Below are 16,222 nucleotides of genomic sequence, written 5' to 3' on the forward strand. Positions count from 1 at the left end.
TAACAACCCTTTTTCGAGATGCGTTTCACTTTTTTTGAAGATTTTCTGTCCTTGGTTTTCCCAAAAACCTGTTGTGTTTGTAAGAGGAGTCTTTTTGTTTTTGAAAACCAACTCTGTAAGGTGTGCATCGGATCTCTTCCGATCACCAATTACCACCAAAGGCCTCAAAATAACGAACTTTCCCTAAAAATCTTGGGACTTACCAAGCCAAACTTGGTCATTTCCTTTCTCCAATTCACCAAAAAAGGGACCAGTCAAAAATTGCTTCACCAGCTCAAATACAGGAATAAACCCGAAATAGGGGTTGAACTTGGAAGGATATATGGCCACATTCTTAGCGAATGGGGTTTTGGTTCCCATTGGGATTATATCATACCTGTGCCCTTACATCCCATAAAATTAAAAAGGAGAGGATACAACCAAAGCGAACAATTTGCTTTGGGCTTGAGTGAAATACTGGGAGTCCCCATTTCAAGGAGTTTGCAAAGAGATCAATTTACCGATACGCAAACGCAGAAATCGAGAATGGAGCGCTTAGAAAATGTAGCCAATGTTTTTTCCGTCCGTTATTTTGACGAAATCAAAGGAAAAAGAATACTCTTGGTGGATGATGTCATGACAACTGGAGCCACCCTTACCTCTTGTGCCAACAGCCTGCTGATGGCTGGTGCAGGTACAGTTGACCTGGCAGTAATTGCCGCAGGGAAATAGCTTGGTGAGGAGTGGATAATCTTGTTATTTGATGGTGTTGGATTACCAACTGCCACCGGCTCCACCACCACCAAAAGATCCTCCGCCGAATCCACCAAATCCTCCGCCGCCGCTGCGGCCGCCAAATCCTCCACGCCCAGAAGAAAAATCGCCAAATTTCCCTCCTCCGCCGCCTCTGAGCAAATTGGCAAGCATGATGCTGGTGAATAAATCGATTCCACCACCTTTTCCACCCATATGGTTGTCGTTGTCTTTTCTATTTTTGAGCATGGGAAGAATTACGAAAAGGAAAAGAAAAAACAGGAAGAATACGATTGCTCCTCCATGGTTCCCTTTTGAGACGACTTTATCTGCCTGATATTCTCCCGAAGCAAGTTTAAAGATCATATCAGTGGCTTTGTCCAAGCCCGTATAATATTGCTCCATTTTAAAATTTGGAACAATCAACTGATCCACGATCCGTTTTGCCAAGATATCCGGGACTGCACCTTCCATGCCATATCCTGTGGCTATAAATACTTTTCTATCCTCCATTGCAGCGAGGATAAGGATGCCGTTCTCTTTGTCCTTTCTTCCAATTCCCCACAAATCACCCAGCTTGAAAGCATAATCACTGATGTCATATGGCCCAATTGACCTGATCATGACGATACTCACCTGGGAAGAGGTACTGTCATTATAGGCCACCAATTTGTTTTCCAGTTGTGATATTTCGGAGGGAGAAAGTGTTTGGGTAAAATCATTCACCAATCTCGGTGGATTGGGCGAAGGCGGAAAATCACTTTGTGCCCATAAGAAGGAAATGGAAATGATATTTATTAAGAAGAGAAGTAGGATTCTTTTTTGCATAATTAATTACCCAAATGAGATCTCATTTGGAAGTTCGTTGGCATCACCTTTTTGGTCGTAGGGGAAGTGGGCTTTCAATTGCTGGCCGGACATTTCTATACCTTTGCGAAGCCCCTCGGTGAAATGTTTCTTTTTGAAGCTCACAGTCATTTCTTCCTTAATGTTTTCCCAAAAATCTTTAGAAACCACACTGTTGATCCCGGCATCTCCCAAAATGGCAAATTTATGATCTTCAACCGCGAGGTAAAACAGAACCGCATTGCGGAACTGGGTTTTGTGCATCTTCAGGGTTTCGAAAACCTCAGCGGCGCGGTCCAAGACCTCGCCACTGCAATGGTTTTCTATGTGCACCTGGATTTCTCCAGAAGTTTCGTTTTCAGCAGACTGGATGGCTCCAATGATTATGGATCTGTCCTCAGGACTAAATAATTTCTCGGCCATGGATCAAATTTGATTAAAATTGTACTGTTGGAGCATTTTCTGAGCCTTCGGAGGCCTCGAAATATCCCTTACGATCAAATCCATACCAGCCGGCAAAGATATTGTTCGGGAAGGTTCTGAGATTTGAATTATAAGCCTGTACAGATTGGTTGAAGTTCCTTCTTGCTACCGCAATTCTATTTTCCGTCCCCTCAAGTTGTGCCTGTAATTCCAGGAAGTTTTGGTTTGCCTTCAAGTCAGGGTAGCGTTCTACAGTGACAAGCAATCTGCTCAAAGCGCCACTCAATTGGTCCTGAGCCTGTTGGAATTCCGCGATTTTTTCAGGTGTAAGGTTCTCAGCATTGATGTTGATGGAGGTGGCTTTAGATCGCGCCTCAATGACTCCTGTCAGTGTTTCTTGTTCAAAATCAGCATAACCTTTTACAGTATTCACCAAGTTGGGAATCAGATCTGCCCGTCTTTGATATTGGGTTTCAACTTCCGCCCACTCTCCATTAATTGTTTCTTCAGTTTGGACAAATTGGTTATAAACACCGACTGCTTTTGTGTAAACAAAAATCCCGATCAGTACCAGGACAATAATGGGAATCAAGAATTTTTTCATTGTGTTTTTATTTTTTAAACAGTTTCTAAACGCAAATCTAACTTAAACGGTTCTTATAATTTGTATCCACTGTCGAAAACCGGATTTTTTATAGGAACTTCTGGTTTTTGAATTTAAAGGTTTTTCCAAAAGACCAAAATGAAATCAATTGTGGGGATTGGACTTTCCTTTTTTCAAATCTTCAATATTTGATTTCAATTGGTTGAGGTAGATTGAGAAGGTGGTGCCAACCCCAACTTGGCTTCTTACTTTTAAGTTGCCATCATGGGATCTGATTTGTTCTCTAACAAGGTAGAGCCCAAGGCCTTTACCCTCTACATGGGAGTGAAATCTTTGATAAAGGCCAAACAAACGCTCCCCGTACCGATCCAAGTCCAACCCTATGCCGTTGTCTTCAAAATGGATGACTGTAAAACCCCCTTCTTCTTCACTGCGGATGTTTATGACCGGCTTTCTATCGGGGTGTTTGTATTTTATCGCGTTGGTAGTCAGGTTGGTAAGAAAGTTTTCAAGGTGGGAATAGATATAACTGATATTGGGTACTTTGGAAAAGTCTTTCTGGATAAGCGCACCGGATTCACGGATTTGTTTATGAAGACTCATCTCAATGTTATGGCAAAGGAGGAGGAAATCCACTTTTTCTATTTTTGGGAGCTTGTTTTTTTTGATGGAGACGACGTCTATCAAATCTTGCAAAGTGCTATTCAAAATAGATGTGGAGATCTTCAGGTTATCGATTATTTCCTTGTTGTCTGGGTCGACTGATTTCTCTTCGTCATAAAGTTCCAGCAAGGAAGAAATGTTGACAATTGGGGCCCTTAAATTGTGCGAGATAATATAGGCAAATCTTTGAAGCTCCTCATTTTGGGATTTCAGGTCTCGAATAAGTTGTTCTCTTTCCTCCTCTGCGATTTTGGTTTCGGTTATATTCTGGGTCACCAAGAGAATTCTGTCAATTTCTCCTGATTTGTCCATCAGTGGTACTCCGCTCTTCAGGTAATATTGATTTCCAATGATAACCTCAAACATTACGGATTCCCCATTCAGGATTTTGTCCAGATATTCGCGGACTTCATTGGAAACAAAACTTTCATATTTGGAGAGGTGTGGTGTTCCGATCAGTTTTTTGGGATCCATTCCTGATGTCTTGAATTCTTTTCCCTCGGCATAGATGTAGGTCAGTTTCTTGTCCAATACCTCTACGGTTCCCTTTGGAAAATTCTCAGCGATGCTCCTGAATAAAAGTTCTGAGTTGACCAACTTGTTTTCATAATACATTCTGTCGAGCTCCGAACCAATACGGTCTGCAAGAATGGTGAGCACAGGCGAAATGGAGGTTCCGGACAAAAGGGGTTTTTCGTCCATCAAAACCAACAAACCCACACGCTTATTCTCCATATCCGTGATCGGTACACCCAAGTAGGAAGATATTTGTCCTTCTACCAAGATCTTGGAGTTGGGGAAATGCTTGTAAACGTCTTTGGTATAAATAATAGGGCTAGATGAATTCAAACATTCCAAACAGGGAGTTTGGGAAATAGAATAGGAATAATTGGAGGCTTTTTGACCTTTTTTGGAATAGGATATAATTTTGGCTTCGGTGATCTCTTCGTTTACTTCTGCAATGAAACAATGGTCCATCTGGAATCTTTCCGAAAGAATGGCGGTGAGTTTATCCAAAAACGATTGCCCGCTAAACCTGGAAGTGCTTTCGGTAAGATGGGACAAGATGTTGTGCACGTATTCCTGCTCACTGATATCCTCCAGGATGGCTTGAAAGCTGTTCCCATCATCCATTGTTTTTGCGGTGAGCCGCAAATAGAAAAGTTTGTTGTTAAAATAACTGATATAAGGACCCTCATAAAACCCATAGCCTTTTAGGAAACTCTCCAGATATGCATTTTTGATGGGCTGATCCCCGATCAAATCAAATATGTTTTTTCCAATGATTTTAAGTGGGTCATCAAGATCGATTTTTTGAAGAAAACTATTGTTGATGTCCAAGACGAAACCATCCCTGTCATATTGAAAAATCGGCAAAGGATTTTCTTCAAAAAGGGATTTATATTTTCGAAGGTTGATGGAAGATTCCTTCTCTTTGTCTTTGGTATAAGTGATATCTATAAAAATTCCTGCCCAGATTGATTCCTGCTGGTATTTTTCAAGTCGATTGGAAGCACCGTAAATCCATTTGGTTTTCCCCGAGGCCGTTACAATACGAAAAGAGCATTCAAATTTAGTTCCTTTCTCGTAAGATTCTTTATCTATTTGAAGTAGCGTCGCAATATCCTCAGGATGTACCAAGTCCATGAATTTTTTCTCATCTTCAAGAAGTTCTTGGGGTTCAATTTCAGCTAGTTGCCGTATGTTTTCACTTACGAAAATAAATTCATGGCTTAAATCAGGAAATGTTTTGAGCATATAAACCATTCCGGGGACCACTCCGGTAAGCTCTTCCACCATGGTCTTGTTTTCGAGCAGGTCCTTTTCTATTTCTTTTATTTCGGAAATATCGCGGATAATGCCAAGGATCATTTTTTCTTGGTCCTTACTTTTTCCGTATTCTTTTATTTCTTCCTGAACGAAAATGTAATATCCATTTCTGTGCAACATCCTGTAAACGATGGATGGCGAATGGGACAATCCCTTTTTGTAAATACCCCGATCTTCAGGGTGGATCAGGTTTTTCCAACCTTCTTTGGACAATCCCTCAAAAAATGAAGCTGGATAACCCAAGATCTCCTCCAATCCACCAGACCACCGTATTTCTGCTCTCTCTGGGTAATAGTCGTAATAGATCAATCTAAGCTTTGTGGATTCTAGAAAAGAGGATGTTGATTCTTTTTCAGACGGCAAGGATTGAAAATATTCCAATTGGAAAAGCAAAAAACCATTGCTCAGTGGTTTTCGACTCAGGTAAATATGTTCTGGAAATACGGCCAATACCTCCTCAGAGCGGGATTCCTGGAAGGCGGTCAGTTTTTCAAGCTCCAGAAATGGAAATTTTTCAATAAGAAAGGAATTCCATTTCGTTATATTCTGGACGGGTTTTCCAGAATTTTTTCCGGAGTATACTATGCCATTTGAGGGATCCATCAACCAGCTGAATTTCCCAGGATTTTCCTGCTGAACAGGTGTGATCAGTGCATTGATCAGATAGGATTGGTCTTCTTGGGCGATCACATAACCCTCTATTTGGACAAGGTGGAAAAAATCCTTGCCGATAATCAGTGGACAAATAAATTTGTCTCCATTTCCAAGTGTTTTGAATAAATATTCGAATACCTTCGTTTCCAAAGTTGGAAAAATCCTGTTGAAGAAAGTTTCTTGAAAAAACTTTTCCTTTCCCGAGATCACCTGCTTGATTTCGGATGAAACATAAAGCAATTCAAAAGTTTGATCGTTGTACTTTTTTAGAGTAAGTAAAATATTTTGAAAAGAAGAATTTAATCTGTCTGACATTTTTCTCTTAAAAGAGTGAGCAATTGTAATTTATATTATTGTATTATAGTTAATTAAAAGTCAAAAATCTTGTACCAAATGTACAAATTGAAAAGGGAATTTTAAAAATTTTAATGAAAACTGTCTGTACAAAACAGTTCTCATCAATTTTTGGAAGATTTATATCTGCTTTTTAAGTTTAAAACTCACTTGCAGCATTTCAAAAGTCTCAAGTTCGTCATTTGAAAATCGCTTAATTTCCAAAAATATTTCCCGGTTAGGTTCCGATCGAAAGAGCTTTACCAAGTCTGATAATTCCCAAAAATCAAGGGGTATTTTATTTATCGTCATGATTTCGTCCCGAAGTTTGATACCTGCCACAGCAGCAGGAGAACCTTCTCTGATTTTTGAAATATAAAAACGTTTTTCATCCAAGGGATACATTTTTACGGTAATTCCACTCATGTCATGTTCAAAAGGATTATTGAAAGTAGCCCCTTTTTTCAAGTATAAGCGTTCCCTTCTGTAATCCAAAATCATCCGCGTTCGTCCAAGGATTTCTGACCCCAGACTACCCTGCCGTCCAGTCTCTTTGATCACATAACTGTACTCCGTCTCTTCTGGATAGGAGGCAATCACGTTTGAGAATTTCATGCCATCGATGGACAATTGCTTCACTCTTCCCACAAAACCAAATAAATCACCACCCAAGGACCTGCCCAATTCTGTTTCAATAAACACAGGAGGCAATATGATTTTATCAGAAGTTTCCATGTTCAGGAGCAAGCCATGGTTGGCACCGGTATCAATCAATAGCTTCGCATCGAGATCTTCTCCCTGAACCTGCTTTATTTTTGTGTTGATGTAGGGTTTGTTGTTTTCCACTTTCATGGATATTTTTTTGAATCCAAAAGGCCGCCATTTCATGACGTTGGAATCGTAAAAAGTGATCTTGCTTGTATTGTAGTCGATTTTGACAGGATTGTATTTGAAAAACTCATACCCGATGACGCCATATACCGGAACACCGATGATCATTTCCAACTCAAAGAAATCATCGTCAAGAACCAGTAATGTTTGGCTGATCCCCTCTAGATTGCCTGCATCCATGTGGTTGTTTGGTGAGACAGAAGCGGTGATCACCGTTTTGCCGTCCGCACCGACCAGATCAAGTTTTCTGGTAAAGACAAGACCAATTTGCTCACCAATGGTCTTGCTAAACAGGAGGTTGGTTTTAACCCCGGTATCAACCAAAAAATTTATAGCAGGACTTCCGTTGATGGAAATCGGAATGATGATAAGATTATTCGATGCTAAAAATGGGAGTTCAGTTTTTCTCGAAGGTTCCTTCATGTAGAATCCCGGTACCTGTGCGGTTCCAAAACTAGAAATGGCCAAATACAAGGGTAAAATCAGAACCAGAATTTTTAAAGCCATATGTGGGCTGATATTTGAGAAAATCACTCCTTAATATAAGCATAATATACAGGCGGATAAATTTGTTTCGTAAAATCTTTAAATGCTTAGATTTAAACTGTATTTCTTCCGAAAATCAACGACCAATTTAGAATAATAGCAAATAAGTACCATCTTTGACCATTGTGCGGCTTCGATTTGAAAAAATCTAAAAAATCCCGCATCTTTAATTTTTAGATCTTGAAGGTATGGCAGAGAAGTCACTAGTTGAAAAAGCGAAAAAGATTTTTGAGAATTTCCTCTTAAGACAGGGAAGCAGGAAAACCCCTGAGCGGTTTTCTGTCCTTGACGAACTCTATGCCCTGCCCCAAGATGAGCACATTGATGTCGAGGGTTTATTCCTTTCGATGCGGAACAATGGATATACGTTGAGCCGAGCAACCATCTACAACACACTTGATCTTTTGGTGGAATGTGGATTGGCTGTCAAACACCAATTTAAGGACAAAGTGGCCCTTTATGAGCAGGCATTGACTTATAAACACCATGACCACCATGTCTGCAACCAATGCAGGAAAATTCGTGAGTTTTCCGATGAACGCATCAATTTCATCAAAGAAGCGATCGGTATCGAGTTTCAATCTGGTATCACCAGCCATTCTTTGGTCCTTTATGGAGATTGTAAAATTCCCGATTGCGTCAACCTGAAGTTCTTGGGTTGATTGCAGACCCTTTGAATATTTTTTTATAAACGGGCTTACGGTACAGAAACTGGAGCCAAAGTGCAGGAAAAAGCAAAAAGGTCATGACACCGTTTGGACCTTCATACGTGATCTCATCTTTGATAATACTCGAGTCACCATCTTTGACGATTCGATGTCTGTGCTCCCAAGATTTTAAGAAAAATGGCAGCTTTATTCCTTTGTCCACAAAGAAAAATTCACTTTCGCTTGTCTGATCATCCGTGATTTCACTTGTCCAGACCTGTTTGAACAACAAAAAATCCAACTCAAGGCTGACAACATCTCCTTTTTTTGACCCGTCAAATCTCAAGAGTTTTACAGGTGGGAATGGAGGGCTAAGTTTGGAAAATAGATGTTCAGTAAACCCCTCTTTTACCTGTAGGTAGTCCTGCTCAACTTTAGTGGATATGTTTATTTTCATTTTCTGAAGAAAAGCAATTAAAGATACTCCTTGTTAGAAAAAAAACCACTTGGTTATTAGATTACCAAGTGGTTTTTTTTTGTCAATTCAATTTTTTGAAATATTTGAAAAACTCGCTTTCTGAGGAAAGAATTAGGCTTGTGTTTTCATCCAGAGATTTCTCCAAACTTTCCATGGACCTGACGAATTTGTATAAGTCAACAGAGGTTCTGTTTTTGTTGAAGGCTGCGGCATAGATCTTGGTCGCTTCTGCATCGGCTTTACCTTTGATTTCTTCTGCAAGTCTAAAAGCTTCGGATTGGATTTGTGCCAAATCCCTTTCCTTGTTTCCTTCCGTGACCCTAGCCTCACCTTGGCCTTCTGATCGAAACTGGTCAGCAATCCTATTTCTTTCACTGATCATCCTGTCATAAACCCTATCCCTGACATCATCGACGTAATTCATCCGTTTGAATCTAAAGTCTAGAATCCTTACGCCCAAGTCAGTTGTCCTAAGATTTGCTTTCTCCAACACGATCTTTTCAATTTTATCTCTACCTACCGAGATATCGGAAAGAATTTCTATTTCCTCCATAAACTCTTCCGTGACTTCGGGATCCCTGTTGGTGGAGCGAACAAGATCCAGAAGCTCGTGGCTGGCGATCGCATTTCTGGTTTCCCCATCCAATATGTCGTCCAACCTGGATTGGGCGGACCTTTCATCTCTCAGTCGGATAAAAAACTGAAGCGGGTCAGTGATTTCCCAACGGGCATATGTATCGACAAATATGAATTTTTTGTCCTTGGTGGGCACTTGGTTTCTGTCCCCATCCCATTCCAAATAACGTTTGTCAAAGAACTGTACTTTGTGCAAAAAGGGGGTTTTAAAATTCAAACCCGGAGTGGTTCTGGGATCTCCTACAGGTTTTCCAAATTGTGTAACGATGGCTTGCTGTGTTTCATCGAGGATATACACGCTGTTCATTAATAACAATACAGCGATAAATGCGACTACAATGTATCCTATTATACTTTTTCTCATGGTTTTAGGACTTTAGCTTTGTCAATATTCAATAAAGGCAACACACTGTTTCCTTTGTCATCCACAATGATTTTGTTGCCAATTTTTGGCATAATGCGCTCCATTGTTTCCAGGTAAATCCGTTGTTTTGTTACTTCTGGGGACTGGATGTAGGCTTCATACAAAGAATTGAATCTTTCTGCCTCACCTTTTGCGCGGTTTACACGGTTAAGAGCGTAGGCTTCTGCGAGTTGAACGGTTTCTTCCGCCTCACCCCTAGCTCTTGGGATCACCCGGTTGTATTCAGCTTCCGCCTGGTTAATCAGTGTTTCTCTTTCTTGCTGGGCTTCATTTACAGCATTGAAAGAAGGTTTTACCGCTTCGGGAGGGTTGACATCCTGCAATACGACCTGATCGATCCGAATGCCGTTTTCATAATCGTCACACATTTTCTGCAACAAGACTTCGACACTGGAAGCAACTTCCTGACGACCCACGGTCAGTACCTCATTGACAGTTCTGTCCCCGACGATTTTTCGCATGGCCGCCTCTGACATGTCTCTTAGGGTTTTGTCAGCATTTCTGACCTTGAAGAGGTATTTGAATGAATCGGTAATCCGATATTGTACCACCCATTCCACGTCGGTTAGATTCAGGTCTCCTGTCAGCATCATGCTCTCATCGGCATAGCCGGTTTTCACATATTCAGATCGCTGACTGGCTTGGGCCGTCCGAAAGCCAAATTCTTGTTTCAACTGACGCTGGACGGGTATTTTAAACATTTTTTCAAAGCCATAAGGGATGATAAAACTTAGTCCGGGTTGAACTGTTCGGTTATATTCACCCAACTGGACAACCACTCCTTCTTCCTCAGGCCCCACTGTCTTGACGCCGGAAAAGATGCCAGCCAAAACGATTAGTCCAATGATGATTTTCCCAAGATATTTCTTGATCCAATCGGGGTTAATATTGATTTCGTAATTTTGATCAGCCATATTTATTATTGATAAAGTAAGGTTTTGTCTAAAATCTCCAAGAACTAAAATTTTTGCCTAAAAGGCTAATACAAACGTGAAAAACAACACAATCCATATTAGGTCCATAAAATGCCAATAGGTGGTAAAAAGGTGTATTCTCATTTTCTCAAAAGGATTGGTCAATAGAATGAGATGTTGGATTTGGTCCTTTTCTTTTCTGGAATACTGGACCAACATGATCAAGGCAAAAACCATCGCCACGAGCAAGTGAAAGACATGAATGCCGCTGAGGACATATAAAAAGCTTCCCCTTGGAAGCCCTGTGAAATCTATCCCCATGGCGGTAAGTTCCTTCCACCCGATAAACTGAAGTACCGTAAAAAGAAGTCCGGATAAAAAAGTGGCCAATAGGCTGTTTTTCAATTTTGAAATTTCTTCCTCCCTGAAATGTAACATCATCTTGGAAACCGAATATCCACTGATCAGAAGGATGAATGTACTCCCGATAAAGGCTTTGGGCATCCTGAAACCGATTCCGTCCATATTACCGACTCCAGATAAAAGAAAGGCCAAGGTCATAAACGTGAAAATCAAACCGCTTCCGAACATCCCCAAATACATCAGGGTTTGATAAGGGTGCATGTTTTCTATTTTTTGGAACCATGTTCCGCTCGATTTTTGCATATCAGGACAATTCTTTATTTTCATAAACATTTAAATCATCCATAGGTTCAAGATATTCGATGACAATTTGATAATTGTCTTTTTAAGGCGGAAACAAATCATTTCTGTAACTTTGCACTTCTTACCGTCAAAACCCAGTTCAAAAATTTTGGATAAAAAAGCATTTCAATCCCTTTATCATCAGGATCCTTTTGTGCGTACCATGGCCCATGCACTCCAAACGGAGAAGGGAAAAAGTTTTCAAGTAAAAGGTCTTTCAGGAAGTCTTGACTTGGTTCTGTTTTCCAGCATCTTCAAAGAAATTGGTGGGTTTCATTTGATCATTGCCCATGACAAAGAAGAAGCGGCTTATCTCAACAGTGATCTTCAGGAGCTTTTGGACACAAAAGACCTTTTGCTTTTTCCCTCAAGCTACAAGAGGCCCTATCAATTTGATGAGGTAGAGAATGCCAATGTGCTGATGCGGGCGGAGATTCTCAACAAAATCCTTGTCAAAGGGAACAAAAATGAGATCATCGTCACGTATGCTGAGGCGCTGTATGAAAAGGTGATCAATAAAAAATCATTGAAGGACAATACTTTTACGGCCCGCGTGGGTGAAAAAGTCGATCTTGAATTTATTGCGGAATTATTGTCTACCTATGATTTTGAGAAATCTGACTTCGTTTACGAACCTGGTCAATTCTCCATAAGGGGAGGCATTCTTGATGTTTTTTCCTATGCAAATGAATATCCCTTCAGGCTTGAGCTTTTCGGAAGGGAATTGGAAAGCATCAGGACTTTTGATCCGGAAACGCAGCTTTCCTTAGGCCCCGTCGATAAAATCAGTATTATTCCCAATATCCAAACCAGATTGCTCCAAGAGGTTAGACAGTCATTCACTGATTTTTTGCCGGAAAAAGCGACCATTTGGTTCAAGGATTATCAATTCACCTTGGATGTATTGGATGAGTCCTATGATAAAGCCAGTCTACAATTTTCAAAAATTGTGCACGATGTCGAAAAAGACAGATTGTTGATCCAACCCAAGGACCTTTTTGACCGCTCTGAAACTTTTGTAGACAAGATCGGGAGGTTTACAAAAGTGGAATTTGGACATAAATTTTATTTTAAGGAGTGTCAGGTTTTTCACTTTGACTCCAAACCCCAACCCTCCTTCAACAAGGATTTTGACTTGCTGGTGGCGAATTTGGTGGAAAACGAGAAAAATGGGTTGCTCAACATCATCTGTTCTGAAAATGATAAACAGATCAATCGACTCGAAAATATTTTCCATGAATTGGATCCCACTTTAAAATTCCAATCCCTTATGATTGGCTTAAGGGAAGGATTTGTGGACCGTTCGCTCAAGATTGCTTGCTACACCGATCACCAGATATTTGAGCGTTTTCACCGGTACAAAACAAAAAACAAATCCACCAAATCAAAAGCGCTTACCCTCAATGAACTCAAAATGCTCCATCCAGGAGACTATGTGGTGCATGTAGAATATGGTGTGGGGAGGTTTGCAGGTTTGGAGAAAATCGAAGTCAACGGAAAATTACAAGAAGCAGTAAGGTTGATTTTCAGGGATGATGATCTTCTTTTTGTCAATATCCATTCTCTTCATAAGATATCGAAATATTCCGGTCAGGAAGGAACGGCACCTGCCATGTCCAAATTGGGCTCTCCAGATTGGGAAAACAAAAAGAAAAGGGTCAAAAGCAAGGTCAAGGACATTGCAAAGGAATTGATTGCCCTTTATTCCAAAAGAAGAACTGCACCAGGATTCAGTTTTGCCCAAGACTCTGTGTTGCAGATCGAATTGGAAAGCTCCTTTATTTACGAAGACACACCGGATCAGGCCTCCGCTACCGTGGATGTAAAAGCCGATATGGAAAAACCTTATCCGATGGACCGCTTGGTCTGCGGTGATGTGGGTTTTGGAAAAACAGAGGTCGCTATCCGAGCAGCTTTCAAGGCACTCAATGACCGAAAGCAAGTTGCTATCCTGGTTCCCACGACCATTTTGGCCATGCAGCATTACCATACTTTCAAAGATCGATTGGCAGCTTTTCCTGTAAGAGTAGATTACATAAACCGTTTCCGCACCGCAAAGGAGATCAAGGAAATCATCAAACAGGTGGCATCCGGAGAAATCGATATTCTGGTGGGGACGCACAGGATTGTCAACAAGGACATCAAATTCCGGGATTTGGGACTGCTCGTGATTGACGAGGAACAAAAATTCGGCGTCAAGGTAAAAGACCAACTCAAGGAATTGAAATTGAATGTAGATGTGCTGACACTTACCGCCACACCTATACCAAGGACCTTGCACTTCTCCTTGATGGGGGCCAGGGATCTTTCGGTGATTGCCACCCCACCGCCCAACCGCCAGCCCGTCACGACAGAGATTCATTCTTTCGAGGAGGAAATCATCAGAGATGCCATCGCCTTTGAGCTGAGAAGAGGCGGTCAGGTGTTTTTTGTCCATAATCGTGTAGGTGAAATTGACTCCATTGCCAACCTAATCATGCGATTGGTACCGGATGCAAGGGTAGCCGGAGCACATGGACAAATGGATGGCAAGAAGTTGGAGAAAATCATGGTAAGTTTTATTGAGGGAGAATACGATGTTTTGGTTTCCACCAATATCATTGAATCAGGGTTGGACATCCCCAATGCCAATACGATCATCATCAATAGGGCACACATGTTCGGCTTGAGTGACCTCCACCAAATGCGGGGACGTGTGGGAAGAAGTAACAAAAAGGCTTTTTGTTACTTACTCACCACACCTACTTCAGGACTTACCTCCGAGGCAAGGAAAAGACTTCAGACCCTGGAGGAGTTTTCGGACCTCGGTGATGGAATAAAAGTGGCGATGCGGGACCTGGATATTCGAGGAGCTGGGAATTTGCTGGGTGCGGAACAGAGTGGCTTTGTTACGGATCTGGGTTTTGAAATGTATCACAAAATCCTGGATGAGGCGGTTCAGGAATTGAAAGAAAATGAATTTGCTGCCCTTTTTGAAGATGATTTGAAGGAAAAAGTGGAGGTGTTGGTGCAGGATTGTGTCATCGAGACGGATATGGAGCTTCTCATACCGGAAAGTTATGTGAGCAATATTTCTGAGCGACTCAATCTGTATTCCAAATTGGACAATATTAAACAAGAGGAAGATCTAGCCGCCTACATTGTTTCTATTCTAGATCGTTTTGGTCCGATTCCAGAGGTTGTTCACGACCTCTTTGAAACGGTAAGGATAAGATGGATAGCTCAGGGCTTGGGTTTTGAAAAATTGGTTTTGAAAAATGAGGTGATGAAATGTTATTTTCTTCCAGCCCACAAGGAAAAGTATTATAAGTCAGAAATATTTGGAAGAATATTGGCTTTCATCCCCAAGCATCCAAAATTCTGTAAAATAAAGGAGCATAAAAATCGTTTGATTCTCACCATTACGGGTGTGAAAAGCATCAAAAAAGCCAAACAGTGGCTTTTGGAGATAAATAATCATAAATAAGAATAAAATTAAATGGCTCGAAAATTGCTTTTGGGTCAGCTATATTTGTATTCCTTCGCCGGAAATGGGTAAATCCATTCCAAGAAAGGAATTTTGAAGAAAAAATAATATTGTGATAAAATATTATTGATTCTATATTAGCGTTGTAATTTGTGCACAAAAAATACTTTTCTCAAATGGCTTTTGCAAAAAACAAACTAAGTATGATAGCCGTGTCGGCCCTGATCGTAATGGGTGGTATCCTATCTTCTTGTAACAAAACACCGGGATACGGCAGAAGAACTGCTGCAAAACCTGGAAAAGCAAGTGCATCTACAGGTGCGGAATTCAGCTTCGATCCCAATGACAGTTCTAAGTTTCAGGTAACCAAACTTGCGCAGCAGGTGGTGGGCCCAAGACTGAAATATATCCAAGGTGGGAGGACCGTAGTAGGTTCTCAAGAACAGGACGTAATGGCATTTAGGGATAACGTGGAAAGAACGGTAACCATCGCGTCTTTTTATATGGATGAGACGGAAGTCACCAATAATGATTACAAGGAATTTCTGTTCTACATCAAAAAAAGTGTGAGCGCTGATTCGGTCCTTAAGCTTGAGCCGAAGGACAAGGTCTGGGCGGGAGCGATGTCATACAATGACTTGTATGACACCTATTATTTCAGATTCCCGGGGTTCAATTTTTACCCGGTTGCTGGGGTATCGTGGAGTCAGGCTGTCGCCTACTCCAAATGGAGAACCGATATTGTTGGTAATATTCTTCGTGAAAAGGAAGGACTTGACAGTACCTTGTCAAAAAGACAATTAATTGAAAGAGGAGTTGCCCTTGCGGAATATAGACTTCCCAATGAAGCAGAATGGGAATATGCTGCAAAAGCCATGATCGGAACGCAGTACATGGATGAAAACCAAGAAAATGGAAGAATTTACCCTTGGGACGGAAGAGGAGTTAGAAATCCATATGACGTAAAAAGAAAAGGGAAACAAGGCGACTTCTTGGCCAACTTCAAGAGAGGGCGTGGGGATTATGCGGGTATCGCTGGTGGAGAATCCAATGATGGAGAAATCCTACCAACCAACGTATATGACATGCCTCCGAATGATTTTGGACTTTATCACATGGCTGGAAATATGAATGAGTGGGTACAAGATGTTTACAGACCACTCTCATTTCAGGATTTTGACGATTTGAATCCGTTAAGAAAAGATGGGATTTACGATGAACAAGAAAATTACACGACCATGTTGATCGATGATAATTTCAGAGTTTACAAAGGTGGATCTTGGAGAGATGTGGCCTACTGGCTTGCACCAGGAACTAGGCGATTTATGCACCAGGATTCAGCAACAAACAGCATTGGCTTCCGTTGCGCCATGATTTCCATCGGGGCAAAAGGGAAATAACAAACAATAAAAAACACAAAAAAAGGAGCC

General features: G+C 41.0%; 13 protein-coding genes. 4 read left to right on the forward strand and 9 right to left on the reverse strand.

Annotation, left to right across the window (positions count from 1 at the left end):
• Nucleotides 1–18: 18 nt before the first annotated feature.
• Nucleotides 19–711, forward strand: coding sequence for a ComF family protein (locus tag F824_RS0100855; protein ID WP_019595945.1), 693 nt, complete (start codon nt 19–21; stop codon nt 709–711).
• A 42-nt stretch (nt 712–753) separates the two neighbouring features.
• On the opposite strand, the gene F824_RS0100860 is transcribed toward F824_RS0100855, so the two are convergent.
• The 5 genes from F824_RS0100860 to F824_RS0100880 form a co-directional block, all read right to left on the reverse strand.
• Complete coding sequence (locus F824_RS0100860; protein ID WP_019595946.1) at nt 754–1,560, reverse strand: TPM domain-containing protein; 807 nt, start codon at nt 1,558–1,560, stop codon at nt 754–756.
• 6 nt (nt 1,561–1,566) lie between these two features.
• Nucleotides 1,567–2,001, reverse strand: coding sequence for a TPM domain-containing protein (locus F824_RS0100865; protein WP_019595947.1), 435 nt, complete (start codon nt 1,999–2,001; stop codon nt 1,567–1,569).
• Between the two features lie 13 nt (nt 2,002–2,014).
• Nucleotides 2,015–2,605: a LemA family protein gene (locus tag F824_RS0100870; protein WP_019595948.1), complete on the reverse strand. Its 591-nt coding sequence runs from the start codon at nt 2,603–2,605 to the stop codon at nt 2,015–2,017.
• A 144-nt stretch (nt 2,606–2,749) separates the two neighbouring features.
• A complete protein-coding gene (locus tag F824_RS0100875) occupies nt 2,750–6,067 on the reverse strand; it encodes a PAS domain-containing sensor histidine kinase (protein ID WP_019595949.1) in 3,318 nt (1,105 codons plus the stop codon).
• Between the two features lie 159 nt (nt 6,068–6,226).
• A complete protein-coding gene (locus F824_RS0100880) occupies nt 6,227–7,483 on the reverse strand; it encodes an aspartyl protease family protein (protein WP_019595950.1) in 1,257 nt (418 codons plus the stop codon).
• Nucleotides 7,484–7,710: 227 nt separating this feature from the next.
• Here F824_RS0100880 and F824_RS0100885 point away from each other — a divergent pair, with 227 nt between their 5' ends.
• Nucleotides 7,711–8,184 (forward strand): Fur family transcriptional regulator, encoded by a 474-nt coding sequence (locus F824_RS0100885; protein ID WP_019595951.1) that lies wholly within the window; start codon nt 7,711–7,713, stop codon nt 8,182–8,184.
• Here the strand turns inward: F824_RS0100885 and F824_RS0100890 are convergent.
• The 4 genes from F824_RS0100890 to F824_RS0100905 all read right to left on the reverse strand — a co-directional run bounded on the left by F824_RS0100890 (nt 8,162) and on the right by F824_RS0100905 (nt 11,287).
• The gene (locus F824_RS0100890; protein ID WP_019595952.1) at nt 8,162–8,626 is read right to left on the reverse strand and encodes an SRPBCC family protein; all 465 of its coding nucleotides are present in this window, start codon (nt 8,624–8,626) and stop codon (nt 8,162–8,164) included. The two genes, F824_RS0100885 and F824_RS0100890, sit on opposite strands and share 23 nt — an antisense overlap.
• An 82-nt stretch (nt 8,627–8,708) precedes the next feature.
• Nucleotides 8,709–9,647 carry a protease modulator HflC gene (gene hflC / locus F824_RS0100895; RefSeq protein WP_026333413.1) on the reverse strand — a complete coding sequence of 313 codons (939 nt, stop codon included), beginning with the start codon at nt 9,645–9,647 and terminating at the stop codon, nt 8,709–8,711.
• Nucleotides 9,644–10,621, reverse strand: coding sequence for an FtsH protease activity modulator HflK (gene hflK / locus F824_RS0100900; RefSeq protein ID WP_019595954.1), 978 nt, complete (start codon nt 10,619–10,621; stop codon nt 9,644–9,646). The genes hflC and hflK overlap by 4 nt, the downstream gene beginning before the upstream one ends.
• A 57-nt stretch (nt 10,622–10,678) precedes the next feature.
• Nucleotides 10,679–11,287, reverse strand: coding sequence for a cytochrome c oxidase subunit 3 (locus F824_RS0100905; protein WP_019595955.1), 609 nt, complete (start codon nt 11,285–11,287; stop codon nt 10,679–10,681).
• Nucleotides 11,288–11,435: 148 nt separating this feature from the next.
• On the opposite strand from F824_RS0100905, the gene mfd reads away from it, so the two are divergent.
• Both mfd and gldJ read left to right on the forward strand, forming a co-directional pair.
• The gene (gene mfd, locus F824_RS0100910) at nt 11,436–14,792 is read left to right on the forward strand and encodes a transcription-repair coupling factor (RefSeq protein ID WP_019595956.1); all 3,357 of its coding nucleotides are present in this window, start codon (nt 11,436–11,438) and stop codon (nt 14,790–14,792) included.
• 176 nt (nt 14,793–14,968) lie between these two features.
• Nucleotides 14,969–16,192, forward strand: coding sequence for a gliding motility lipoprotein GldJ (gene gldJ / locus F824_RS0100915; RefSeq protein WP_019595957.1), 1,224 nt, complete (start codon nt 14,969–14,971; stop codon nt 16,190–16,192).
• The last annotated feature ends 30 nt before the right edge of the window (nt 16,193–16,222 follow it).

The sequence above is a fragment of the Rhodonellum psychrophilum GCM71 = DSM 17998 genome, from assembly GCF_000381545.1.
Classification (GTDB): domain Bacteria; phylum Bacteroidota; class Bacteroidia; order Cytophagales; family Cyclobacteriaceae; genus Rhodonellum; species Rhodonellum psychrophilum.

Bases quoted from the DNA above. Each gene is read 5' to 3' on its own strand.
- F824_RS0100855 (WP_019595945.1), top strand. From the start codon at position 19: ATGCGTTTCACTTTTTTTGAAGATTTTCTGTCCTTGGTTTTCCCAAAA.
- F824_RS0100860 (WP_019595946.1), bottom strand. From the start codon at position 1,560: ATGCAAAAAAGAATCCTACTTCTCTTCTTAATAAATATCATTTCCATT.
- F824_RS0100865 (WP_019595947.1), bottom strand. From the start codon at position 2,001: ATGGCCGAGAAATTATTTAGTCCTGAGGACAGATCCATAATCATTGGA.
- F824_RS0100870 (WP_019595948.1), bottom strand. From the start codon at position 2,605: ATGAAAAAATTCTTGATTCCCATTATTGTCCTGGTACTGATCGGGATT.
- F824_RS0100875 (WP_019595949.1), bottom strand. From the start codon at position 6,067: ATGTCAGACAGATTAAATTCTTCTTTTCAAAATATTTTACTTACTCTA.
- F824_RS0100880 (WP_019595950.1), bottom strand. From the start codon at position 7,483: ATGGCTTTAAAAATTCTGGTTCTGATTTTACCCTTGTATTTGGCCATT.
- F824_RS0100885 (WP_019595951.1), top strand. From the start codon at position 7,711: ATGGCAGAGAAGTCACTAGTTGAAAAAGCGAAAAAGATTTTTGAGAAT.
- F824_RS0100890 (WP_019595952.1), bottom strand. From the start codon at position 8,626: ATGAAAATAAACATATCCACTAAAGTTGAGCAGGACTACCTACAGGTA.
- hflC (WP_026333413.1), bottom strand. From the start codon at position 9,647: ATGAGAAAAAGTATAATAGGATACATTGTAGTCGCATTTATCGCTGTA.
- hflK (WP_019595954.1), bottom strand. From the start codon at position 10,621: ATGGCTGATCAAAATTACGAAATCAATATTAACCCCGATTGGATCAAG.
- F824_RS0100905 (WP_019595955.1), bottom strand. From the start codon at position 11,287: ATGCAAAAATCGAGCGGAACATGGTTCCAAAAAATAGAAAACATGCAC.
- gldJ (WP_019595957.1), top strand. From the start codon at position 14,969: ATGGCTTTTGCAAAAAACAAACTAAGTATGATAGCCGTGTCGGCCCTG.